This window comes from Thioclava sp. JE_KL1 (assembly GCF_009296265.1).
In the GTDB taxonomy this organism is placed as follows: domain Bacteria; phylum Pseudomonadota; class Alphaproteobacteria; order Rhodobacterales; family Rhodobacteraceae; genus Thioclava.
The window spans coordinates 393086-414731 of record NZ_WBJS01000005.1 but is presented as its reverse complement, the minus strand read 5'-3'; the positions used below and the strand labels follow the sequence as shown (position 1 = coordinate 414731).

The following is a 21646-nucleotide window of genomic DNA, read 5'->3' as shown; positions in this document are numbered from 1 at the left end:
AGCGTCAGGGGCGCTGCCCCTCTTGGCTGCGCCAATTCACCCCGGGATATTTCCGCCAAGAGGAAGAAGGAGTATCTAGGGGATATTCCCCGGATCGAGTCCCCATGCCTGCCCTTTGCCGCGATTGCCTGAAGAGTTTTGACGAGGCGCCGAAGCGTTGCCCTGCCTGCGGCAAGGCGCGGATCGTGGCGCATCCGGAGCTGTTCGACCTGCCCATCGCGCATATCGATTGCGACAGTTTCTATGCCTCGGTCGAGAAGCGCGACAATCCCGAACTGTCTTCGCAGGCGGTCATCGTGGGCGGCGGCACGCGCGGGGTGGTGACGACCTGCTGCTACATCGCGCGAATCTCCGGCGTGCGCTCGGCGATGCCGATGTATCAGGCGCGCAAGCTTTGCCCGGACGCGGTGATCATCAAACCGAGGATGGAGCATTACGCCAGCGTCTCGCGCGAGATCCGGGCGAAGATGGTCGAGCTGACGCCGCTGATCGAGCCGCTCTCGCTCGACGAGGCGTTTCTCGATCTGGGCGGGACGGAGAGGCTGCACCATGCGCCGCCCGCGCCCCTGATGGCGCGGCTTGCGCGTGAGATCGAGACGGAGATCGGCGTGACGGCCTCGGTCGGTCTGTCGCATAACAAGTTCCTCGCCAAGATCGCCTCCGATCTCGACAAGCCGCGCGGGTTCTCGGTGATCGGGCGTGGCGATACGGAAGAGTTTCTCCGCGACAAGCCGGTGTCGATCCTTTGGGGCGTGGGGGCGGCGACGCGCTCGGCCCTGGGGCGCGCGGGCATCCGCACGCTCGCCGATATCCGCCGCGCGGGGCTGTCGCGGATGGAGGACCGTTTCGGCGCATCGGGGCGGCGGCTCTTTGAGTTGGCCAGCGGCCAAGATGCGCGGCGCGTCTCTCCAGACTCGCCGATGAAATCGGTGTCGAACGAGACCACCTTCAACACCGACATCGCCGATCGCGAGGCGCTGATGGGCAAGCTTTGGCATCTAGCCGAGAAGGTCTCGGCCCGGATGAAGGCGCGCGATCTGGCGGGGCGGACGGTGACGCTGAAGCTCAAGAAGGCTGATTTCGCGACCGTGACCCGGCAGACCCGGCTGGAGGAGCCGAGCCAATTGGCCGACACGCTCTATCGCGCGGGCGAGACGCTGTTCGACAAGCTGCCGAAGGGCCAAGCCTACCGTCTGATCGGGATCGGGTTTTCGGACCTCTCGGCGGCCGATGGGCGCGATCCGGCGGGCGACCTGCTCGACCCTTACGCGGGCAAGCGCGCGGGGGCGGAGCGGGCCAAAGATGCGATCCGGGCGCGATTCGGGACGGATGCGATCCGCAACGGGCGCGGCTGGGACGGGGAGTGACTTACTCCGCCGCGTGGCGAAGCGGATGCGCCCCGAGATCGGCGATCTGACGCGCCGCCCGGCTCATCAGCGCCGCGAACGCATTGAAATTCTCGTTCGGCGCGATGCGGTGCTGATCCATGTAGAGGGCGCGGTCGATCTCGATCTGGATCGCGTGATAGCCCTCGCGCGGATGCCCGTAGCGCTGGGTGATATAGGCCCCGGCAAAGGGGCTGTTGCGCGCCACGTTCAGCCCCTCGCCTTCGAAGATCAGTTCGATCTCGCGCACGATCTCGCGGTCGGCACTGGTGCCGTAGCGATCGCCAAGCACGATCTCCGCGCGGCGCGGGCCGGTCGTGGCCAGCGCCTCGGAGGGCATCGAATGCATATCGAGCAGAATCGCCTGCCCGAAAGCCCCATGCGCCTCGGCCATCAGCGCCTCGAGCTGCGCGTGATAGGGCCGCCAGACATGGTTGATCCGCGCCTCGGCCTCGATCATCGAGATCTTGCCGCGATAGATCGCCCGCGCACCGGACACCACGCGGGGAATCACCCCAAGACCGGCAGCGACGCGCGGCCCCGGATGCGCCCGGTCCAGCCCGGCGATCAGCGCCGAATCAAGTTCGTCCTCCGCCCGGTTGAGATCGACCCAGGCCCTCGGATACTGCGCGCAGAGAAGCGGCGCGCCGAATCGCGGAACGTCCGCCAGCAGCTCATCGACGAAAGCGTCTTCGGAAGACCGCAGGCGCAGCATGTCCAGAACGGCCCGTTCCTGCAGGCTATGCGGGTATTGCGCACCGGAATGGGGCGAGGCGAAGACCGCAGCCGTCCGCAACGCCTTGGGGCGAACCAGCCGGAACGGCGGCAAAAGGGCTGGGCTGTCGGACATGAAACCTCTTATGATCGCCTAATATCTTACACTGGAACGCTTTCGCGCCAAAACCCTCTTGAAAGCCGTTTCGACTCTTTATATAGACCCCCAGACCGACGCGACACCGCGCCTTTCGGTTCCCTTCGCGGCCTAGCCGCAAGCGCGAATCAAAGGCATCAAACGGGATCGCACGGGTGTGGGCGGTTAGCTCAGCGGTAGAGCACTACGTTGACATCGTAGTGGCCACTGGTTCGATCCCAGTACCGCCCACCATCTATTCACCGCCCCCGGCTTGCAAGCCCGGGGCATTCGTTTTTCAAGGCGCACCGCGCGCCGCGATACAGGAGAAGGCCGATGAAGGTCCGCAACTCGCTCCGCTCGCTCAAGCAGCGTCATCGCGATTGCCAGGTCGTGCGCCGCAAAGGCCGCGTCTACGTGATCAACAAGACGCAGAAGCGCTTCAAAGCCCGTCAGGGCTGAGGCAGCCGAGCCGAAACGAATAAAGGCCGCGCCAGGGATTTCCCGGCGCGGCCTTTTCCTATGTTCAGCGCGTCGAGGCTGAGAGGGATCGGCGCTTAACGCGCGCCGATCGCCCCGGCCAGAAGCTGCGCCACGGTGGCCTGATCGAGGTAGCCGGTGGCTTCCAGCCCGCCTGCGGTCTGATAGCGGCGAATCGCGCGGCGCGTATCCTTGTCGAACACACCGTCGACCTTGCCGGGCTTGAGACCCATCTGGGCAAGGCGTTGCTCCACCAGCGATTTCGCGACGCCGGGCAGGTTGAGGGCGGCCTCTTTCGCGGCGGCCGCGTCCATCGCGTCGCTTTGCTGATTCTGTTGCTGCAGCTCGGCGATGCGTGCCTCGGCCTCGGCTTTGAAGGCCGGGTCGGAGCGGCTTGCCAGATAATCGCGGTAGCTGGCGATGGTGTCGGCTTTACGCGCGGCGTCCCAGTCTGCGCGATCGGCCGACTGCGCTTCATCGCGGCGATCCGCTTCGATCTTGTCGAGCCGCTCCTGCGCGAGTTCCGCAAACAGCCCGTCGGGATATTTCTTGAGATAGGCGCGCAGCCCGGCCTCGTCACCCGCCTTGCCGGTCTGCTCCCAATAGGCGCGGTCTTCTTGATCAATCTTGGCCTGACGGGCCTCGGCCTCGGCCTTCAGCTCGGCGGCGCGTTTCTCACCCTGCGCCGAGAGCGCAGTCAGCTGGGCGCGGGTCAGATAGCTGGTGTCGTCGAAGCCGTTGGCCTTCTGCCAGCGCGCGATCGCCCCGCGCGAGCCGGGCCCGAAGATACCATCGACGCCTTTCGGGTCGAATTTCAAGATCGTCAGGTTCTGCTGCACCTCGCGACGCTGATCGCGGCTGAGGTTCAGCGCCTCTTCCGCAGCCTTCGCTTGCCGCTGAGGCTCGTCACGCAGTTGCTGGATACGCTGCTTCGCCTGAGCGGCATTGGTGCCATTCGGATAGCGGTCGAGATAGAGCTGATAGGCGGTGATCGTGTCCTCGGATCGCGCCATGTCCCAATACGGGGCCGACGGGTCAGCCTCGGGGGTTTTCACCGGGGCGGGTTTCTTGCCCGTCGGCTCGGTGACAAGTACGAAATCCCGCGGCATGTAGCCACTCGCGCGCAGGTCTTCGGACTGCGCCGACTGCATCAGCGAAGCGCCGGGCTCGGTCAGGTTGCCCGACATGAGGCTGGCCACATCCTTAGGGCTGCCGCGCAGCACCGTCACGCCCTGCGGAATGTCGAGCGTGCCGATCCCAGGCTGGGTGAGGCCCTGGCCGTTGCCCTCTTCGTCCGCCGCGCCGAGAAGCAGCACGGCACGCCCCGGATGGGCGGCGAGCACGGTCATCACTGCGGACAGCGGCAGCGCCTCGCTCACCGCTTCGGGCAGCGAGGTGTCGCGGGCGTCGACCGGCAGATACCATGTCTCCCCGTCGGAATGGACAAAACGGCCCGAGAGCGCCACGACCAGCCGCTCGGCCTCGGGTGCGCGGGTAACGAAATCACGGAAGCGGGACCGGATCTCGGCCGCATCGGCGTCATCCTCGATCAGCACCGAGAAGCCCGCCGTCTGCAGCTTTGCTTCGCTATCGGTCAGGGCAGTGCCCGAGCGAAGATCGTCGATCCGTTGATAATCGGAATTTCCCAGCACCAGCGCCAGATCGGCGGCATGGGCGGGAAGGCCAAGCGCCGCGATTGCGGCACCTGTCAGAAGAAGTTTACGCATGGGTTCCTCCACTCTCTTTCCGGAGAAACCCCTCGAGTGCGCGCGCGGTTCCTCAGTCGTATTTGCGCTGGTCGTCGATGACCTTCCCATCATTGGGCAAAGAGCCGGGCGACACCAGTTCGATCACGCCCTTCATCTTCAGCGCCTCGCGGATACCACCGTCGAAGCGGGCGGGATCGTCGGCCTCGGTCTCGATCTGCACTGTCATCACGTCCATCTCGCCGTCGCGGGTAGCGATGACGCGGGCTTTTTGCACCTCTGCATGGGCCGAGACGAAGCTAGCCACCTGCTCAGGACGGACGAACATGCCCTTGATCTTGGTGGTTTGATCGGCGCGGCCCATCCAGCCCTTGATGCGCATATTGGTGCGCCCGCAGGGGCTGACGCCTTCCATCACCGCCGACAGATCGCCGGTGGCGAAACGGATCAGCGGGTAGTCGGGATTGAGCGTGGTCACGACGACTTCTCCAACCTCGCCGGGGGCAACCGGATCGCCGGTGCCGGGGCGGACGATCTCGACGATCACGCCCTCGTCGACGATCATCCCCTCCATCGCGGCACTCTCATAGGCGATATTGCCCAGATCGGCGGTGGCGTAGCATTGCAGGCATGCGATGCCGCGATCCGCATAATCCTGACGCAGGCTCGGGAAGAGCGCACCGCCCGACACGGTGGCCTTCGTGATTTTCAGCGCCTCGCCCATCTCCTCGGCCTTCTCGAGAATGATGCGCAGGTAATCGGGCGTGCCCGCGTAAGTGGTAGTGCCGATATCGACGGCTGCGCGGACCTGCAATTCGGTCTGGCCGGTGCCTGCGGGCAGAACGGCCGCACCCACCGCACGCGCGGCATTCTCGAACATCATGCCCGCGGGGGTGAGGTGATAGCCGAAACAGTTCTGCACGATATCGCCGGGACCGACGCCCGCCGCATGGACGAAACGCCCCAGCCGCCACCAGTTGTGACTGGCATCGCCGGGCTCATAGATCGGGCCGGGCGACTGGAAGATATGCGCGAAGGCATGGGCGGGTTTCGTGACCAGCCCCCCGAAGGGCGGCGCGCCTTTCTGCGCGGCCCCGAGGTCGGACTTGCGCAGCACAGGCAGCTTCGCGAGCGCCTCGCGCGAGGTGATCGCGCTCGGGTCGACGCCTTGCAGATGCGCCGCAATCCCCGGAGCCTTCATCGCCGCGCCGATCAGCGCCGGCAGGCACTCCGCCAGAGAGGCCTCACGCGCGTCAGCGCTGCGGGTTTCCAATTCGTCGAAATGTTCGCCCATCTCTCGACCCTTTCCGTTCAGCGGACAGACCGCTCCTGTGCCGCGGCGAAAATGCTGCGCAGCAATTCAATTGAATCAATAAGTTACCGTTACGCCAGCCAGCGCTTGCGGCGGCGGTAGCTGCGCACGTCGCGGAAGCTCTTGCGGCCTTCGTCGGACATGCCGAGGTAGAATTCCTTCACGTCCGGGTTCTCGCGCAGCTCGGCTGCGGGACCGTCCATCACGATGCGCCCGCTCTCCAGAATGTAGCCGTAATGGGCGTAGCGCAGCGCGACGTTGGTGTTCTGCTCGGCCAGAAGGAAGGTCACGCCCTCGTTCTCGTTGACCGATTTCACGATCTCGAAGATCTGCTCCACCAGCTGCGGCGCGAGACCCATCGAAGGTTCGTCCAGCAGGATCGTCTCGGGGCGGCTCATCAGCGCGCGACCCATCGCGACCATCTGCTGCTCCCCGCCCGAGGTATAGCCCGCCTGCGATTTGCGGCGCTCCTTGAGGCGCGGGAAGTAGTCGTAGACCATCTCGAGGTCGGCCTGGATCGCGGCGCGCCCGTCCTTGCGGGTATAGGCGCCGGTCAGCAGGTTTTCCTCGACGGTCAGGTGTTCGAAGCAATGGCGCCCCTCCATCACCTGGATCACGCCCTTGCGGACCAGATCGGCGGGGGAGCCGTCCTGCACCCGTTCGCCGCGATAGGTGATCGAGCCTTTCGTCACCTCGCCGCGCTCAGATTTGAGCAGGTTGGAGATCGCCTTGAGCGTCGTCGTCTTGCCCGCGCCGTTGCCGCCCAGAAGCGCGGTGATCCCGCCCTTGGGCACGCTCAGGCTCACCCCTTTCAGCACGAGGATGACGTGATTGTAGATCACCTCGATATTGTTGACCTCGAGAAGGGTGTTATCGGTTTTCGAAGCGTCGAGCATGGTTCTCTCCGGGACGTTGGGGTGGCCCCCGGCGGCGCGCGCCGGAGGCCGTTTTCGATCAGTTACACTGGTCGGTGATGTTGTTTTCCGAAGCGAAGGCTGCGGAATCTTCTTCGATCAGCGGGTTCAGCACGTCCTTGTCGGATTCGATCCAGTCGGAGGCTTCGTTCCACTTCTTCGCACCGGCATCCCACTGGAAAACCTTGGCGGAGCCGGGGCCCCCGTGGTTCTCGCAGCTCGCCTTGATCGGCTGGGCGAAGTTCGGCAGGCCGAGCTCTTCCAGACGGGCTTCGGTGAGATCGAGGTTCTCGAAACCGTCGCGCACTTCAGCGGCGTTGACGTTCGACTTGCCGGCCATCTCCTGCGCCTTGCGGATCGCTTCCGAGATGATCATCGCCGCGTACATGCCGCGCGAATAGAGCATCGTGCCAACCTGATCGCCTGCGCCCGACGCCTTGCCGGCATCGACGACATATTGCTTGAGGTCCGCATAAACCGGGTAATCCATGCCGGTGCCGTGGAACGACAGCGCCTTGTAGCCAGAGGCCTTGTCGCCTGCCGGAGCCACGTCGTTCTCCGAACCCGACCACCAGACGCCGATGAAGTGATCCATCGGGAAGCGGATGTTCACGGCTTCCTGGATGGCGACCTGGTTCATGACGCCCCAGCCCCACATCAGGACATAGTCGGGCTTGTCACGACGGATCTGCAGCCATTGCGACTTCTGCTCTTGACCGGGGTGGTCGACGGGCAGGGTCGACAGCTCGAAACCGTGCTTCTTGGCCAGCTCTTCGAGCGTGCGGATCGGCTCCTTGCCATAGGCGGAGTTGTGATAGACCAGCGCGATTTTCTTACCGCTGATATCGCCGCCTTCCTGATCAATGATATGTTTGATCGCGACCGAAGCGCCGTCCCAGTAGTTGGCCGGAAAGTTGAAGACCCACTTGAACACCTTGCCGTTCGCAGCCGAGGTGCGGCCGTAGCCCGGGGTGTAGAGCGTGATGCCGTCAGCGGTGACCTTCGGGATCAGCTGATAGGTGATGCCGGTCGAGAGCGGGTTATAGGCCAGCGCGCCTTCGCCCTTGGTCGACTCGTAGCATTCCACGCCCTTCTCGGTGTTATAGGCGGTTTCGCATTCGGGAGTGGCAACCATCTCGCCGCCGATGCCGCCGTCACGCTCGTTGAGCAGGGTGAAATAGTCGTTGAAGCCATCGGCGTAAGGGATGCCGTTCGCGGCATAAGGTCCGGTGCGATAGCTGAGGTTCGGCACCACCAGTTCGGCGAAAGCCGGGGCCGTGGTCAGCGTCATCGCCGCCGCGACCAGTGCGGTTAGGGTCTTCTTCATTCGGTTCTCCTCCCAGAATGTTCGAGTGTTGCGCCGGGCGTGTCCCGGTTCTTTGTGTTGGGCGGCCCGGCCGTCAGTGCGGGAAGGGCCAAAGCCGGAGTTTCTCTTTCGCGACGCGCCAGAGCTGCGCGAGGCCATGCGGTTCCGCGATCAGGAAGGCCACGATCAGCCCGCCCACGATCATCAGCTCGATATGCGCGGCGAGGTCCGTCGGCCAACCGAGCGTGCCGACGAGCACGTTCTTGAGGAAGACCGGCAGCAGCACGAGGAAGGCAGCGCCCGCAAACGAGCCGAAGATCGAGCCCAGACCGCCGATGATCACCATGAAGAGGATCAGGAAGGACTTCTGGATGCCGAAGGCTTCGCCCACTTCTGCCGCACCCAGATAGACCGCGAAGAACAGCGCGCCGGCGATGCCGATGAAGAACGAGCTGACCGCAAAGGCCGACAGCTTCGTCGTCAGCGGGTTCACCCCGATGATCTCGGCGGCGATATCCATGTCGCGGATCGCCATCCATTTACGCCCCACCGTGCCACGCGTCAGATTGCGCGCGACCAGCGCCACCAGCGTCAGCATCACGAGGCAGAACATGTATTTCGCCATGGCCGAGGTCTGCGCGCCGGTCACGAAGACGCCGAACACGGTGCGCTCGGGCGCGTTGATCTGACCCGAGGCCGAGTAGTTGTAGAACCACGGCACCTTGTTGAAGAGCCAGACGAGGAAGAACTGCGCCGCCAGCGTCGCCACCGCGAGGTAGAAACCTTTGATGCGCAGGCTCGGCAGGCCGAAGATCACGCCTACGGCGGCGGTGATGAACCCCGCGATGATGACGTGGAAGAAGATGTTGACGTCCGGGAAGGCCGTCATCAGCTTGTAGACGGCATAGGCGCCCACTGCCATGAAGCCCCCGGTGCCAAGGCTCACCTGCCCGGCATAGCCCACGAGGATATTCAGCCCGATCGCCGCGATGGCGTAGATCAGGAAGGGTACCGCGACCGCGTTCGCCCAGTAGTCGTTGATGAACAGCGGAACGATCCCGAAGGCGACCACCAGCACTGCATAATAGCGCAGCCGGTCGAACTTGATCGGAAAGGTCTGACTGTCCTCCCGGTAGGATGTCTTGAAATCACCTGCTTCGCGGTAAAACATCAGCCTCTCCCTTTCGTCAGGGAGAGCGCGTCGTCCCCCGTCAGCAGTTGCCGCGCCGGATCCTCACCCAGGCCCAGAGCCCGGCTCCCGCCCCCAAGGCGGCCAGCACGATATTCAGTGTTTGCAAGGTGGTCGGTTCTTCCGGCGGAGCGGCCAGCGCGATCCATCCGAATGCCAGCGCAGCTCCCCAGCCAATCGTGAACACGGTTGCACAGGTCTTCATCGGTAACGGTCCTCCCAATGATCGTCACATCAGCGCGACGACACTGGGCTCCCCTCCCCTTGACGCCACGACATGTGGCAGCTTGTCGCACCCCTGCGGCTCGATCAAGGAATTTTTCACCGTGGCGTGAAAGCGTCGTGATCATCGGTCAGACCCTCTCGATGATCTTCTCGCCGAACAGGCCCTGCGGCCGGAACACGAGGAAGACGAGCGCGAGGACATAGGCGAACCAGTTCTCGGTCGCACCGCCAAGGAAAGGCGCCCCGATCAGCAGTTCGAACAGTTTCTCGCCGACACCGATGATCAGACCGCCGACGATGGCGCCCGGGATCGAGGTGAAGCCGCCCAGCATCAGCACCGGCAGCGCCTTGAGCGCGATCAGCGACAGCGAGAACTGCACGCCCGATTTCGAGCCCCACATGATGCCCGCGACCAGCGCCACGAAGCCCGCGATGGACCAGACGAGGATCCAGATGAAGCGCAGCGAGATCCCGACCGACAGCGCGGCCTGGTGATCGTCGGCCACCGCGCGCAGCGCCCGGCCCTGCTTGGAGTATTGCGAGAACACGGTCAGCGCCGACACCAGCAGCACTGCAACGATGGCCGCCACGATATCGAGATTGTCGATGAAGAAGCCGTAGCCGAACATGTTGAAGGTGACGGTGTCGATGGTCTCGTTGATGCCCTGCGGCAGCCCCACATCGAGCGTCTTGATGTCAGAGCCCCACATCACATCCCCGAAACCTTCGAGGAAATAGGCCATCCCGATCGTCGCCATGAAGAGGATGATCGGCGCCTGGTTCACCAGATGCTTGAGCACCACTTTCTCGATGATGATCGCGAGCACGACCATCACGGCCGCCGCCAGCAGGATCGCGACGATTGCCGGAACCTCCCACGGGAAATTCGTGTAGTGATTGCCCGTCATCGCGTTGATGAGATGGGCGAAGGGCACTTGCCCCTTCTGGATGCCGACCAGCGTCAGCGCGGCAAAGAGCGCGAGAACGCCCTGCGCGTAGTTGAAGATGCCAGAGGCTTTGAAGATCAGCACGAAGCCCAGCGCCACGAGCGCATAGAGCACCCCTGCCATCAGGCCATTCAGCGTCACCTCGGCGGCATAGAGAACGATATCAGGCATGACGCGCCTCCGATGTCTGAATTGCGATGCGGATGGTCTCAGTCATGGGCCACCCCCAGATAGGCGTCGATCACGTCTTGATTGCTGCGCACCTCGTCGGGCGTGCCGTCACCGATCTTCTTGCCGTAATCCATCACGACGACCCGGTCGGAGAGGTCCATCACGACGCCCATATCGTGTTCGATCAGGACGATGGTGGTGCCGAACTCGTCATTCACGTCGAGGATGAAGCGGCTCATGTCCTCTTTCTCTTCGACGTTCATCCCCGCCATCGGCTCGTCGAGCAGCAGGATCTTCGGCTCGGCGGCCAGCGCACGCGCCAGCTCCACCCGCTTCTTCAGGCCGTAGGGCAGACGCCCCACCGGCGTTTTCCGGATATTCTGGATCTCGAGAAAGTCGATGATCTTCTCGACCTTCTCGCGGTTCTCGTGCTCTTCGGCGGCGGCACCCGTCCACCACCAGCCCGCCTGCGACATGAGACCCTTCTTCATATGGGTCAGCCGCCCGGTCATGATGTTGTCGAGCACCGACATGCCGTCGAACAGCGCGATGTTCTGGAAGGTGCGCGCGATGCCGAGGCGCGCGACCTGATAGGGTTTCATCGGCCCGCGCTTGATGCCCTTGTAGAACACCTCGCCCTCGGTCGGGATATAGAAGCCCGAGATGACGTTCAGCATCGAGGATTTCCCCGCGCCGTTCGGACCGATGATCGCACGGATCTCGCCCTCGCGGATGTCGAAGGAGATATCCTTGATCGCCACCACCCCGCCGAAGCGCAGCGTGATGTTCTTCATCTCCATGATGACCCCGCCGATCTGGCGGCCGTCGGCGGTGACGTAACCTTCGTTCATGTCTTTCATTCCGCCGCCTCCGCCATCTGTTTCGGGGCCACGACCTTCGCGTCAGCGATCTTCAGCGTCGCCTTGATCGAGCCTTTGCGCCCGTCCTCGTAGGTCACTTCCGTTTCGGTGTAGATCTCGTCACGCCCGTCATAGAGCGCCTCGATCAGGTCGTTGAACTTCTCGGCGATCACGTTGCGACGCACCTTGCGGGTGCGGGTCATCTCGCCGTCATCAGCGTCGAGTTCCTTGTGCAGGATCAGGAAGCGATGAACCTGACAGCCCGAGAGCATCGGATCTTCGGCGATGCTTTCATTCACCTCTTCGACATGCTCGCGGATCATCTCATAGACGCGCGGATGGCCCGCAAGCTCCTGATAGGAGGCGTAGGAGATGTTGTTGCGCTCGGCCCAGTTGCCGACCGCGGTGAGGTCGATATTGATGAAGGCCGTGCACCGGTCCTTGCCCGCACCGAACACCACCGCCTCGAGGATCGAGGGGTAGAACTTCAGCTTGTTCTCGACATATTTCGGCGCGAACAGGCGACCGTCGGCCATTTTGCCCACGTCCTTGGCGCGGTCGATGATCCGGAGATGCCCGGTGTCTTCCTCGAAGAAGCCTGCATCGCCCGTCGCGACCCAGCCTTCCGGGTCCTTGGTCGAGGCCGTGCTCTCGGCGTTCTTGTAGTACTCCACGAAGGTGCCGGGGCTGCGATAGAAAACCTCGCCATTGTCGGCGATCTTCACCTCGACGCCCGGGGACGGCACGCCCACCGTATCGGCGCGCACTTCGCCATCGGGCTGCTGGGTGATGAAGACCGAAGCCTCGGTCTGACCGTAGAGCTGCTTCAGGTTGATCCCGAGCGAGCGGTAGAAGGAGAAGATCTCCGGCCCGATCGCCTCGCCCGCCGTGTAGCCCACGCGGATGCGCGAGAAGCCCAGCGTGTTCTTGAGCGGGCCATAGACGAAGAAATTGCCCAGCGCATAGGACATCCGCTTGCCGAAGCTGACGGGCTTGCCGTCGAGAATGTCGGGGCCGACTTCGCGCGCGACCTTCATGTAATGGTCGAACAGCTTCTTCTTCAGCTTGCCCGCATCTTCCATGCGGATCATCACCGAGGTCAGCTGGTTCTCGAAGACCCGCGGCGGGGCGAAGAAATAGGTCGGCCCGATCTCGCGCAGGTCGATCATCATCGTCTCGGGGCTTTCCGGGCAATTCACGGTGAAGCCCGACCAATAGGCTTGCCCGATCGAGAAGATGAAATCGCCCACCCATGCCATCGGCAGGTAGGCGAGAACCTCGTCGTTATGGTTCAGGTGATCGAATTCCGAGGACGCCTTGGCGGTCTCGATGATGTTGCGGTTCGACAGGACAACGCCCTTCGGCTTGCCCGTCGTGCCCGAGGTGTAGAGCATCACGCAGGTGCTGTCATAGGTCAGCTCGGCGATGCGCTTGTCCAGCTCGGCCTCGTAGCGCGAATGGCCCGCGCGGCCCTCGGCCTGCACGTCCTCCAGCGCGTTCATGCGCGAGTGGTCGTATTTCCGCATGCCGCGCTTGTCGGTGTAGGTGACATGGGTGATCGCGTGGATGCGGTCCTCGATCTCGACGATCTTGTCGACCTGCTCCTGATCGCCGCAGACGACGAAGCGCGCGCCGCAATGCTCCATCACATAGGCCATCTCGTCGGCCGCTGCGTCCTGATAGAGCGGCACCGGAATCGCGCCGCACATCTGCGCCGCGACCATCGACCAGTAATGCATGGGGCGGTTGCGCCCGATGATGGCGATATAATCGCCCCGTTCCACGCCGAGGCTCAGGAAGCCCAGCGCCATCGCGCGGATTTCCTCGGCCGCTTCGGCCCAGCTCCAGCTCTGCCAGATCCCGAATTCCTTTTCGCGATAGGCGGGGTAGCCACCATATCGGGCCACGTTCCGCGCCAAAAGCGCAGGAATCGATTGGGCAGATTCCTGCCCCTTCGCGACTGCGTCAGCCAAATTTTCCTCCCTCGCGCCGGTATGTCCGGCGTCCCTCGACCGCCCCGGGCGCTCCTCCGCGCACAGTTCGGCATGGCTCGACAGTCCATGTCAAAGTTTTCGTGATCTTTTCGTGATTGTAACGAATTCTTACGACTTCGCTGCGCAGCGAAACACGCTTTGCCGCGCCGCCTGCCGGTGGTAGCAAAAGCCAAGGAGCGGGAGGGGCGAGGTGAGCGAAACGAGCCGCGAGCGGCTGACACAGGCGGGGCTGAACCTGATCGGACAGGCGCTGTCGATCTTCGACAGCGATCTGCGGCTGGCCGTGTCGAACCGGCAATATCAGCTGATGTTCGACCTGCCCGACACGCTGGCCCAGCCGGGCACTACCTTCGAGGATACGATTCGCTTCCTTGTCACGCGGGGCGAATATGGCGAGGTCGACGATATCGAGGCCGCCGTCCGCGAGCGGGTCGAGACCGCGCGCGCCTTCGAGGCCCATTACATGGAGCGCCAGCGGGCGAACGGGCGCACGATCTCGGTCGAAGGCGCGCCGCTGCCCGAGGGCGGCTGGGTCACGGTCTATACCGACATCACGCCGGTGAAGCGGCAAGAGGCGCTGTTGCGCGCGCGGTCCGAGGAATTGTCGGACCAGCTCCTCGACCATGCCGAGGCGCTGGCGGCGGCGAACCGGGAACTGGCCGCGACGAACATGGCGCTGGAGGAAACCTCGCGCCAGCTGGCGATCACCGAAGCTCGCACGCGGCAGGTGACCGAGATGATGCCCGCCCATATTGCGCGCGTCGATCGCAACCTGATCTACACCTTTTCCAACCGCCGCCTGTCGACCGTTATGCCCGGCTCGCTCGCCAATGCGGTCGGCCATCACGCGAGCGAGGCGCTCGGCCCCGAGACCTATCGCAAGATCACACCCGGCTTTCGGCGCGCGCTGGCGGGCGAGGCGAGCGTCGTCGAAATCACACATGACCCGTCGGGTCGGCGCATCCGCGTCGCGCTGACCCCCGATCTTGCCAGCCAGAACGAGGTGAGCGGGGTCTATATCCTCTCCACCGACGTCACGCATGAGGCGCAGGCCCGCGCAGCACTCGCGCAATCGGCGAAGCGCGAATTGGCCGCGCAGCTGTCGTCGGGGCTGGCGCATGACTTCGCCAATCTCCTGACCATCATCCTCGGACTGCAGGGGCGGCTCGAACGGATGGAGGGGCTGCCCGCCGACGCGCAGGACGCAATCCGGGCGACCCTTGGTGCTGCCCGGCGCGGCGGCACGCTTCTCGACCGGATCGCCGCAATCTCCGGCCCGCGCGAGCTGCGCCCGCAGGCCGTCGTGCTGGACGACCTCTTCGACGATCTCGCCGCGATGGCAGGACCGACCCTGCATGATCCGGTGACGCTCGATTTCGACAATAGCGATCTGAAAGACCCGATCCTGCTCGATCCCGGCCCGTTGCAGGACAGCCTGCTGAACCTGATCCTGAACGCCAATCACGCGATGCGCGGCGAGGGCGGCACGATCCGGATCGAGGCCCGTGCGGTGCGCGATACATGGGTCGAGATCGCCGTGACCGATCAGGGCGGCGGATTCTCGGAGGAGGCGCTCGAACATGCGCTCGATCCGTTCTTCACGACCAAGGGCAATGAAGGCTCCGGGCTCGGCCTGTCGATGGTCTATGACCAGACCAAGCTCGCGGGCGGCACGCTGCGGCTGGCCAATACCGAGGACGGCGCGCGCGTCACGATGCGCCTGCCGCTGAAACCCGCCGCCCGCCAAGCCGAGCCGATGATGGTGCTCTTGGTCGAGGATGACGAGGACATTCGCGCCAGCACCCGAGACATGCTGCGCGCGATGGATCACACGGTCGTCGAGGCGGGCACGATCGCCGAGGCCGAAGCCCTGCTGAACCTGCCCGACATCGCGCTGGTCCTGTCGGATATCCAGCTGCCCGGACCGCGCAGCGGGGTGGATCTCGCCCGCAAAATCCGCAATCAGGTTCCGATGATCCTGATGACCTCGCTGCCGCCGGGCGATGCGCTGCGCGCGCAGGCCCCCTGCCCGGTCCTTCAGAAACCCTTTACCGCCGCGCAGCTTGCGGCGCTGCTTGCGGGAGTGCCTCGATGAGTGCCGACCATCCCCTTGTCGCGATCCTCGACGACGAGCCCGAAATCCGCCGGATGCTTTCCGACGCGCTCGAAGAGGCCGGGTTCCGTACGACCTGCTATGGCCGCGCGACCGAGTTCGAAGCCGGGCTGAAGCGCTCCTCGCCCGATGTCTGCCTCGTCGATCTGGGCCTGCCCGACCGTGACGGGCTGGCGCTGGTGCATCGGCTGGCGCTGGAATCGGGCGCTGCGATCATCATCATCTCGGGCCGCGCGCAGGTGCAGGACCGGGTGACGGGGCTGGAGCTTGGCGCGGATGATTACATCATCAAACCCTTCGATCCGGCCGAGGTCGTGGCCCGAATCCGTGCGCGGCTGCGCAAGGGGCGAAGCGAGGGGCCGGCGCAGGCGCAAACCGCCCATTTTGCAGGCTGGACCGCTCATTTCGACCGCTACCTGCTGGTGGCGGAGGATGGGGCCGAGACGTCGTTCTCCCATGCCGAAGGCGAAGTGCTGCGGCTGTTTCTCGAGAGCCCCAACCGGCTGATCACCCGCGCGCAGATGCAAGAATCTTTGGGTGGTGCCGCAGGCGAGAGCTTCGACCGGGCCATGGATGTGCGGATTTCGCGGCTGCGCACGAAGCTGGGCGAAGATCCGAAAAACCCGCGTCTTATCAAGACGATATACGGCGCGGGCTATATCTTCCTGGGCGAGGTCCGCTGGAGCTGACGAAACCACCTCTAGCGCGGATATCAAGGCGTTAACCTCTTTTCGCTGGCCAAAACCGCCCCGCTCTGATTCACTTCACGAAATCGGGATACAGGGGCACTGCCATGCTCAATCTCCTTCTTCACACGCCGACGTCGCGACGGTTCTATCGCGTGGAAGTCTCCGACAACCTGTTCGGGGAATATACCGTGCTGCGCGAATGGGGCCTGCAGGGCCAGACCGGCGCGTCCTGTCTGCGGTGGTTTTCCAACCTGCGCGAAGCCGTCCATGCGGCCGAGAGGTTTCGCCGCCGGGCGCAGCGACGCGGTTATGCGCTGAGCGAAGCGGGCGCAGGCGAAGCGCAAAGCTGACGCCAGCGACTGCGGCTCAGTCCTCGGGAGTCTCGGACTTCCCGGCCGCCGCGCGTTCTTCGCGCTTGATCTTCGCTCGCATTTTCTCCAGCCGCGCCTTCAGCTTGCTGCGGCGACGGTTTTGATAGGCGGTGATGATCGGCAGCGACACGTAGTAGCAAATCGTCGCCGCGATCACGCCAGGACCGATCCCGCCGATCAGATAGGGCAGCCAGACATCGGTGAAGAACCGCTCCAGCCCGCTCCATTCCGCGTGCTCGGGGGTGAACATCGCCCAGAAGTTATGCAGCAGATCGTGGCTCGCCGCCTGAAAGGTCTGCAGCAGGCTTTCGGGCGCGCCGCCATGGTCGAGGCGATCCCCAAGGATCTTGTGCCCCAGCTTCGTCGAGAAGACCGCGATGATCGGGAAGGTGACCGGGTTGCCGAAGAAGGTGGCGAGGATCGCGGCGAGGATATTGCCGCGCATGATCCAGGCCACGGCCGCGGCGCTGACGAAGTGAAATCCGAAAAGCGGCGTGAACGAGACCAGGACCCCGGCCCAGACGCCGCGCGCGATCCGGTGCGGGCGGTCGGGAAGCCGGTTGACCCGGTGCTTGACGTATTGAAAAGCCCGGGACCAGCCCGAACGCGGCCAGATCGCCTCGCGCAGGTTGGCCCAAACCCCCCGTTTTTCGCGCCGTCTGAAGACCACGCTGCCGTCCTTTCTCCCCCCTGCGCCGTGTGCGTCAGGGTTTGCGCGACAGGTTTCTGATCCGCTCCACCTGCGCCACGTCGCTCTCCGCCTCCAAGGCGGTAAGCAGGCGATGCATATGTTCTGCATCGCACAGTTCGACCTCGACGAGAACCGAATAGAAGTCCGGCTTGCGCTCCACAAAGTCGAGGTCCGAAATATTTGCCTTCTGCTGGCCGATCAATGTGCAGATATGTCCCAGCACGCCCGCGTCGTTCGAGATCGTGACCTTCAGGGTCGCGGTATAGGCGGGCGGGTGTTGCCCGGTCTTCCAATGCAGATCGACCCAGCGTTCGGGCTGATCCTCGAACTCTTCGAGCGCGGGACAGTCGATGGCGTGGATCACCACGCCCTTGCCGCGATAGGTGATGCCGACGATGCGCTCGCCCGGCAGCGGCTGGCAGCAATCGGCGCGGCGGAAGCTTTGATCGGCGCCGAGGCCCAGAACGGCGCGGGTCGGCTCGATCTCGGTGCCTTCGCGGCGTTGGGCAAGCTCCGGATACAGCGCGTCGAGCACATCCGAGGCCGCCAGTTCGGCAGAGCCGAGCCGGGCGAGAACCTCGTCCTGATCGCCGATCCCCAGCGCCTTGCCGGCGGTGCGCAGCGCCTTGTCGGTCACGCGGCGACCGACATGCTCGAAGGCCACCCGCGCCAGTTCCTGCCCCAGCTTGATGAAGCGGTCGCGATCTTCCTCGCGCAGCGATTTGCGGATCGCGGCCTTGGCGCGCCCGGTCGCCACTATATCGAGCCAGGTCAACTGCGGACGCTGGCCCGAGGCGGTGATCACCTCGACCGACTGGCCGTTCTTCAACCGGGTCCAGAGCGGCACGCGGATACCGTCGACCTTCGCGCCGACGCAGCTATTGCCGATCCGCGTGTGGATCGCATAGGCGAAATCGATCGGAGTCGCGCCCTTGGGCAGCTTCACCACATCGCCTTTCGGGGTGAAGCAGAAGACCTGATCGGAATACATCTCGAGTTTGACGTTCTCGAGAAACTCGTCGTGATCGCCATCGCCATCGGGGTCCGAGAACCGCTCGCTGAGCGAGGCGAGCCATTTCGCCGGATCGACCGCGAAGGGGTTCTGCGCCCGCTCGCCATCGCGGTAAGACCAGTGCGCAGCGACGCCGGCCTCGGCCACTTCGTGCATCTGCCGGGTGCGGATCTGCACCTCGACGCGCTTGCCGTCACGCCCCGAAACGGTGGTGTGAATCGAGCGGTAGCCGTTCGTCTTCGGCTGGCTGATGTAATCCTTGAACCGGGTCGGCACCGCGCACCAGCGGTGGTGGATCAGGCCCAGCACCCGGTAGCAATCCATCTCGGTGCGGGTAATGACGCGGAAGCCGTAGATATCCGACAGGCGCGAGAAGGTGAGCTGCTTCTCCTCCATCTTGCGCCAGATCGAATAGGGCCGCTTCGCGCGCCCGAACACGTCCGCGTCGATATCCTCGTCTTCGAGCAGCGCGCGGATGTCGGCGGTGATCTTCGGGATCACATCGCCGGTTTCCTTCTGCAGGCTGACGAAGCGGCGGATGATCGAGGTGCGTGCCTCGGGGTTGAGCACCTTGAAGGCGAGGTCTTCAAGCTCCTCGCGCATCCATTGCATACCCATCCGGCCTGCGAGCGGCGCGTAGATCTCCATCGTCTCGCGCGCTTTCTGCGCCTGCTTCTCGGCCCGCATCGAGCGGATCGTGCGCATGTTGTGCAGACGGTCGGCGAGCTTCACGAGGATCACCCGCAGGTCTTTCGACATCGCCATGAACAGCTTGCGGAAGTTCTCCGCCTGTTTCGAGGCCGCGTTCGAAAGTTGCAGGTTAGTCAGCTTGGTGACGCCATCGACCAGCTCGGCGATCTGCTCGCCGAACATTTCGGACACTTCGCCATAGGTCGAGCGCGTGTCTTCGATCGTATCGTGCAGAAGGGCGGTGACGATTGTCGCATCATCCAGACGCTGCTCGGTCAGGATCGCCGCCACCGCGACCGGATGCGAAAAATAGGGCTCGCCCGAATGCCGGAACTGCCCTTCATGCATGTCTTTTCCGTAGGCATAGGCCTTCCGGATCAGATCCGCATCGGTCTTGGGATTATAATTGCGGACGAGCGCGATCAGGTCTTCGACGTCGATCATTCGCGCTCGTTCCAGCCAATCAGTGGATTACTCGCGCCCCTGCGCGTCCATCAGCGCGCGCAGCATACGCTCTTCGCTCATGTCGTCTTCGACGGCACGATCGGGGGACTCGCCACCCATGAGCATCGCCATCGAGTCCTCTTCGGGCTCGTCAACCTCGATCTGGGTCTGATTGCTCTCGATGAGACGCTCACGCAGATCCTCGGCCGATTGGGTCTCCTCGGCGATTTCGCGCAGAGCGACGACGGGGTTTTTATCGTTGTCACGCTCGACCGTGAGGGGAGCGCCAGCAGCGATTTCGCGGGCACGATGCGAAGCGAGCATCACCAGCTCGAAGCGGTTCGGAACCTTGTCAACGCAATCTTCAACCGTCACGCGGGCCATGAATCTCTCCAGAAGAACTCGGATTGAGGGCCCTACTTAGGCTTTGCAGTGCAGAAACACAAGCGCCCATCCGGCCTGTCCGCAGGGTTTTGACCACGTTACAGAGGGGAAATCGGGGTTTTTTCCGCCTCGGGAAGGGCGGCGAGCATTTCCATCACGCTGTCGCCCGTGATCGGGTGGCGCCAGAGCGGTGCGATTTCGGCAAGGGGAATCAGCACGAAAGCCCTGTCCTGCAAGCGCGGATGCGGCAGGATCAGGTCGGTCGGAGCGTCGCGCTGCTGCGCCTCCGGCGGAAGGTTTTTCCAGCGCAGAAAGCTCTCGCGATCCGGCAGAACCCGATCCTCCGAGGCGATCAGGTCGATATCGACAACACGCGCACTCCAACGACCTTCCCGTACACGGCCAAATTCTTCTTCGACTCCATGAAGTTGCGCGAGCGCATCGCGCGGTTGCAAACTGCTTCGCATTTTGCAACAAGCGTTCACGAAATCGGGACCGGACCCTTCGGGAACGGCAGGCGTCGACCAGAACCGACTGGCGGCAACCAAGGAAAACCCCAATTGCTCGAGCCGCTCGATCGCGGCGCAGAGCGTAGTGCGAGGAGACCCGAATTGGCTTGGTAGATTCGCCCCGAAAGCGACCAAATAGTTAGTGTCCATAAAGACAGATTCCGTTTCCCTCGCGAAATGCGATATGTCCTAGATAAATCTGGTCGGCCCTCCCCGCCTGTGCAACACAATTGATGCGGCTATACTTTCCGTATCGGCACCTGCGCGAACTGGTCCACCCTACCTGTGCAAGAGGACTGTATGTTCTACAAGGACGAACGGCTCGCCCTGTTCATTGACGGATCTAATCTCTATGCGGCCGCCAAGGCGCTTGGCTTTGATATTGATTACAAGCTGTTGAGACAAGAATTCGAACGTCGCGGTAAACTCGTCCGCGCGTTCTATTACACCGCTCTTCTGGAGAGTGAAGAATATTCGCCGATCCGACCGCTCGTGGATTGGCTGAATTACAATGGATTCGCGATGGTCACCAAACCCGCCAAGGAATACACGGATTCCATGGGTCGCCGGAAGGTGAAGGGCAATATGGATATCGAGCTGGCCGTCGATGCGATGGAACTCGCACCGCGCCTCGATCATATCGTGCTGTTCTCCGGCGATGGTGATTTCCGTCCGCTGATCGAAAGCCTTCAGCGTCAGGGTTGCCGCGTCTCGGTCGTCTCGACGATCCGCTCGCAGCCGCCGATGATCGCCGACGAGCTGCGCCGTCAGGCCGACAATTTCATCGAACTCGACGCGCTGCGCGAAGTGATCGGTCGCCCGCCGCGCGAGCCGCGCGAGGACGAGAACGGCGACGAGAGCTGATCCGGGGCCTGACGCGACCCGTAATTCGTGATTGAAGGGGCGTGCAGATCACCTGCGCGCCCTTTGTCTTTCGCGGAAAGCTTTATGCTCGAAAACGTCTCCCTCTTCGGCCTCTTCGTCTCGGCGCTTCTGGCGGCGACGCCGATCCCGTTCCAGTCGGAGCTCGTATTCGTCGCGCTGCAGACGCTTGGCACCCAGAATATCTGGCTGATGATCCTCATCGCCGCCGTGGGAAACACGATCGGCTCGCTCGTCACCTACGTGATCGGACTGGGCGTCACCCACTGGAAAGACCGCAAATGGTTTCCCGCCTCCGAAGCGCAGCTCGCGCGCGGCCATCGCTGGTTCGAGCGCTGGGGGATCGGGCTATTGCTGTTGAGCTGGGCGCCCGGCGGCGATCTGATCTGCCTGATCTCCGGCATCCTGCGCATGTCGCTCTGGCTCTTCATTCCGCTGGTCTTCGTGGCCAAGGCAGGGCGCTACGCGGTGCTGGCCTGGCTGACGGCGGAAGCGATCAAACTCGCAAGCTGATCGCCTCTG

General features: G+C 63.6%; 21 protein-coding genes and 1 tRNA gene. 8 read left to right on the top strand and 14 right to left on the bottom strand.

Going from position 1 to position 21646, the window contains the following annotated elements; translation table 11 throughout:
* Positions 1–104: 104 nt before the first annotated feature.
* Positions 105–1367 (top strand): DNA polymerase IV, encoded by a 1263-nt coding sequence (locus tag F8R15_RS12060; RefSeq protein ID WP_152844732.1) that lies wholly within the window; start codon positions 105–107, stop codon positions 1365–1367.
* Between the two features lies 1 nt (position 1368).
* On the opposite strand, the gene F8R15_RS12055 is transcribed toward F8R15_RS12060, so the two are convergent.
* Positions 1369–2235: an N-formylglutamate amidohydrolase gene (locus F8R15_RS12055; protein ID WP_152844731.1), complete on the bottom strand. Its 867-nt coding sequence runs from the start codon at positions 2233–2235 to the stop codon at positions 1369–1371.
* Between the two features lie 180 nt (positions 2236–2415).
* Between F8R15_RS12055 and F8R15_RS12050 the strand changes: the two genes are divergently transcribed.
* Both F8R15_RS12050 and ykgO read left to right on the top strand, forming a co-directional pair.
* A tRNA-Val gene (locus F8R15_RS12050) sits at positions 2416–2490 on the top strand.
* Between the two features lie 81 nt (positions 2491–2571).
* Entirely contained in the window at positions 2572–2697 is a 126-nt protein-coding gene (gene ykgO / locus F8R15_RS12045; RefSeq protein WP_038074920.1) for a type B 50S ribosomal protein L36, read from the top strand.
* 95 nt (positions 2698–2792) lie between these two features.
* On the opposite strand, the gene F8R15_RS12040 is transcribed toward ykgO, so the two are convergent.
* The 9 genes from F8R15_RS12040 to F8R15_RS12000 form a co-directional block, all read right to left on the bottom strand.
* Positions 2793–4442: a peptidoglycan-binding protein gene (locus F8R15_RS12040; protein ID WP_172976212.1), complete on the bottom strand. Its 1650-nt coding sequence runs from the start codon at positions 4440–4442 to the stop codon at positions 2793–2795.
* A gap of 52 nt (positions 4443–4494) precedes the next feature.
* Positions 4495–5715, bottom strand: a complete 1221-nt coding sequence (locus F8R15_RS12035) for a phenylacetate--CoA ligase family protein (protein WP_152844729.1) — start codon at positions 5713–5715, stop codon at positions 4495–4497.
* A gap of 89 nt (positions 5716–5804) precedes the next feature.
* Complete coding sequence (locus F8R15_RS12030; protein ID WP_078550806.1) at positions 5805–6629, bottom strand: ABC transporter ATP-binding protein; 825 nt, start codon at positions 6627–6629, stop codon at positions 5805–5807.
* A 58-nt stretch (positions 6630–6687) separates the two neighbouring features.
* On the bottom strand, positions 6688–7974 hold the full coding sequence (locus F8R15_RS12025; RefSeq protein WP_078522367.1) for an ABC transporter substrate-binding protein: 1287 nt from the start codon (positions 7972–7974) through the stop codon (positions 6688–6690).
* A gap of 73 nt (positions 7975–8047) precedes the next feature.
* Positions 8048–9124, bottom strand: coding sequence for a branched-chain amino acid ABC transporter permease (locus F8R15_RS12020; RefSeq protein ID WP_078550808.1), 1077 nt, complete (start codon positions 9122–9124; stop codon positions 8048–8050).
* Between the two features lie 40 nt (positions 9125–9164).
* Complete coding sequence (locus F8R15_RS12015) at positions 9165–9347, bottom strand: hypothetical protein (protein ID WP_078541717.1); 183 nt, start codon at positions 9345–9347, stop codon at positions 9165–9167.
* A 148-nt stretch (positions 9348–9495) separates the two neighbouring features.
* On the bottom strand, positions 9496–10485 hold the full coding sequence (locus F8R15_RS12010; protein ID WP_078550810.1) for a branched-chain amino acid ABC transporter permease: 990 nt from the start codon (positions 10483–10485) through the stop codon (positions 9496–9498).
* A 38-nt stretch (positions 10486–10523) separates the two neighbouring features.
* Positions 10524–11345 carry an ABC transporter ATP-binding protein gene (locus F8R15_RS12005; protein ID WP_078522363.1) on the bottom strand — a complete coding sequence of 274 codons (822 nt, stop codon included), beginning with the start codon at positions 11343–11345 and terminating at the stop codon, positions 10524–10526.
* Positions 11342–13318 carry a long-chain fatty acid--CoA ligase gene (locus F8R15_RS12000; protein WP_152844728.1) on the bottom strand — a complete coding sequence of 659 codons (1977 nt, stop codon included), beginning with the start codon at positions 13316–13318 and terminating at the stop codon, positions 11342–11344. The genes F8R15_RS12005 and F8R15_RS12000 overlap by 4 nt, the downstream gene beginning before the upstream one ends.
* 211 nt (positions 13319–13529) lie before the next feature.
* Here F8R15_RS12000 and F8R15_RS11995 point away from each other — a divergent pair, with 211 nt between their 5' ends.
* The 3 genes from F8R15_RS11995 to F8R15_RS11985 all read left to right on the top strand — a co-directional run bounded on the left by F8R15_RS11995 (position 13530) and on the right by F8R15_RS11985 (position 16491).
* Positions 13530–15434, top strand: coding sequence for a PAS-domain containing protein (locus tag F8R15_RS11995; RefSeq protein WP_368731044.1), 1905 nt, complete (start codon positions 13530–13532; stop codon positions 15432–15434).
* Entirely contained in the window at positions 15431–16141 is a 711-nt protein-coding gene (locus tag F8R15_RS11990; protein ID WP_078541712.1) for a response regulator transcription factor, read from the top strand. The genes F8R15_RS11995 and F8R15_RS11990 overlap by 4 nt, the downstream gene beginning before the upstream one ends.
* Before the next feature lie 104 nt (positions 16142–16245).
* Positions 16246–16491 (top strand): WGR domain-containing protein, encoded by a 246-nt coding sequence (locus F8R15_RS11985; protein WP_098409733.1) that lies wholly within the window; start codon positions 16246–16248, stop codon positions 16489–16491.
* A gap of 16 nt (positions 16492–16507) precedes the next feature.
* Here F8R15_RS11985 and F8R15_RS11980 read toward each other — a convergent pair whose 3' ends face one another.
* The 4 genes from F8R15_RS11980 to folK all read right to left on the bottom strand — a co-directional run bounded on the left by F8R15_RS11980 (position 16508) and on the right by folK (position 20392).
* The gene (locus F8R15_RS11980; RefSeq protein WP_368731043.1) at positions 16508–17182 is read right to left on the bottom strand and encodes a DUF2062 domain-containing protein; all 675 of its coding nucleotides are present in this window, start codon (positions 17180–17182) and stop codon (positions 16508–16510) included.
* A 34-nt stretch (positions 17183–17216) separates the two neighbouring features.
* Positions 17217–19349 carry a bifunctional (p)ppGpp synthetase/guanosine-3',5'-bis(diphosphate) 3'-pyrophosphohydrolase gene (locus F8R15_RS11975; RefSeq protein ID WP_152844726.1) on the bottom strand — a complete coding sequence of 711 codons (2133 nt, stop codon included), beginning with the start codon at positions 19347–19349 and terminating at the stop codon, positions 17217–17219.
* A gap of 27 nt (positions 19350–19376) precedes the next feature.
* The gene (rpoZ, locus tag F8R15_RS11970) at positions 19377–19733 is read right to left on the bottom strand and encodes a DNA-directed RNA polymerase subunit omega (RefSeq protein ID WP_078522357.1); all 357 of its coding nucleotides are present in this window, start codon (positions 19731–19733) and stop codon (positions 19377–19379) included.
* A 98-nt stretch (positions 19734–19831) separates the two neighbouring features.
* Positions 19832–20392 (bottom strand): 2-amino-4-hydroxy-6-hydroxymethyldihydropteridine diphosphokinase, encoded by a 561-nt coding sequence (folK, locus tag F8R15_RS11965; RefSeq protein WP_152844725.1) that lies wholly within the window; start codon positions 20390–20392, stop codon positions 19832–19834.
* Positions 20393–20542: 150 nt separating this feature from the next.
* On the opposite strand from folK, the gene F8R15_RS11960 reads away from it, so the two are divergent.
* Both F8R15_RS11960 and F8R15_RS11955 read left to right on the top strand, forming a co-directional pair.
* Entirely contained in the window at positions 20543–21106 is a 564-nt protein-coding gene (locus F8R15_RS11960) for an NYN domain-containing protein (protein ID WP_078541707.1), read from the top strand.
* Positions 21107–21190: 84 nt separating this feature from the next.
* Positions 21191–21637: a YqaA family protein gene (locus F8R15_RS11955; RefSeq protein WP_078550823.1), complete on the top strand. Its 447-nt coding sequence runs from the start codon at positions 21191–21193 to the stop codon at positions 21635–21637.
* Positions 21638–21646 lie beyond the last annotated feature (9 nt).

What these genes read in the sequence shown, in the direction of transcription:
- F8R15_RS12040 (WP_172976212.1), bottom strand. Translation starts at nt 4,442, where the DNA reads ATGCGTAAACTTCTTCTGACAGGTGCCGCAATCGCGGCGCTTGGCCTT.
- F8R15_RS12030 (WP_078550806.1), bottom strand. Translation starts at nt 6,629, where the DNA reads ATGCTCGACGCTTCGAAAACCGATAACACCCTTCTCGAGGTCAACAAT.
- F8R15_RS12025 (WP_078522367.1), bottom strand. Translation starts at nt 7,974, where the DNA reads ATGAAGAAGACCCTAACCGCACTGGTCGCGGCGGCGATGACGCTGACC.
- F8R15_RS12020 (WP_078550808.1), bottom strand. Translation starts at nt 9,124, where the DNA reads ATGTTTTACCGCGAAGCAGGTGATTTCAAGACATCCTACCGGGAGGAC.
- F8R15_RS12035 (WP_152844729.1), bottom strand. Translation starts at nt 5,715, where the DNA reads ATGGGCGAACATTTCGACGAATTGGAAACCCGCAGCGCTGACGCGCGT.
- F8R15_RS12055 (WP_152844731.1), bottom strand. Translation starts at nt 2,235, where the DNA reads ATGTCCGACAGCCCAGCCCTTTTGCCGCCGTTCCGGCTGGTTCGCCCC.
- F8R15_RS11960 (WP_078541707.1), top strand. Translation starts at nt 20,543, where the DNA reads ATGTTCTACAAGGACGAACGGCTCGCCCTGTTCATTGACGGATCTAAT.
- F8R15_RS12005 (WP_078522363.1), bottom strand. Translation starts at nt 11,345, where the DNA reads ATGAAAGACATGAACGAAGGTTACGTCACCGCCGACGGCCGCCAGATC.
- ykgO (WP_038074920.1), top strand. Translation starts at nt 2,572, where the DNA reads ATGAAGGTCCGCAACTCGCTCCGCTCGCTCAAGCAGCGTCATCGCGAT.
- F8R15_RS11985 (WP_098409733.1), top strand. Translation starts at nt 16,246, where the DNA reads ATGCTCAATCTCCTTCTTCACACGCCGACGTCGCGACGGTTCTATCGC.
- F8R15_RS11975 (WP_152844726.1), bottom strand. Translation starts at nt 19,349, where the DNA reads ATGATCGACGTCGAAGACCTGATCGCGCTCGTCCGCAATTATAATCCC.
- F8R15_RS12010 (WP_078550810.1), bottom strand. Translation starts at nt 10,485, where the DNA reads ATGCCTGATATCGTTCTCTATGCCGCCGAGGTGACGCTGAATGGCCTG.
- F8R15_RS12015 (WP_078541717.1), bottom strand. Translation starts at nt 9,347, where the DNA reads ATGAAGACCTGTGCAACCGTGTTCACGATTGGCTGGGGAGCTGCGCTG.
- rpoZ (WP_078522357.1), bottom strand. Translation starts at nt 19,733, where the DNA reads ATGGCCCGCGTGACGGTTGAAGATTGCGTTGACAAGGTTCCGAACCGC.
- folK (WP_152844725.1), bottom strand. Translation starts at nt 20,392, where the DNA reads ATGGACACTAACTATTTGGTCGCTTTCGGGGCGAATCTACCAAGCCAA.
- F8R15_RS11990 (WP_078541712.1), top strand. Translation starts at nt 15,431, where the DNA reads ATGAGTGCCGACCATCCCCTTGTCGCGATCCTCGACGACGAGCCCGAA.
- F8R15_RS11955 (WP_078550823.1), top strand. Translation starts at nt 21,191, where the DNA reads ATGCTCGAAAACGTCTCCCTCTTCGGCCTCTTCGTCTCGGCGCTTCTG.
- F8R15_RS12060 (WP_152844732.1), top strand. Translation starts at nt 105, where the DNA reads ATGCCTGCCCTTTGCCGCGATTGCCTGAAGAGTTTTGACGAGGCGCCG.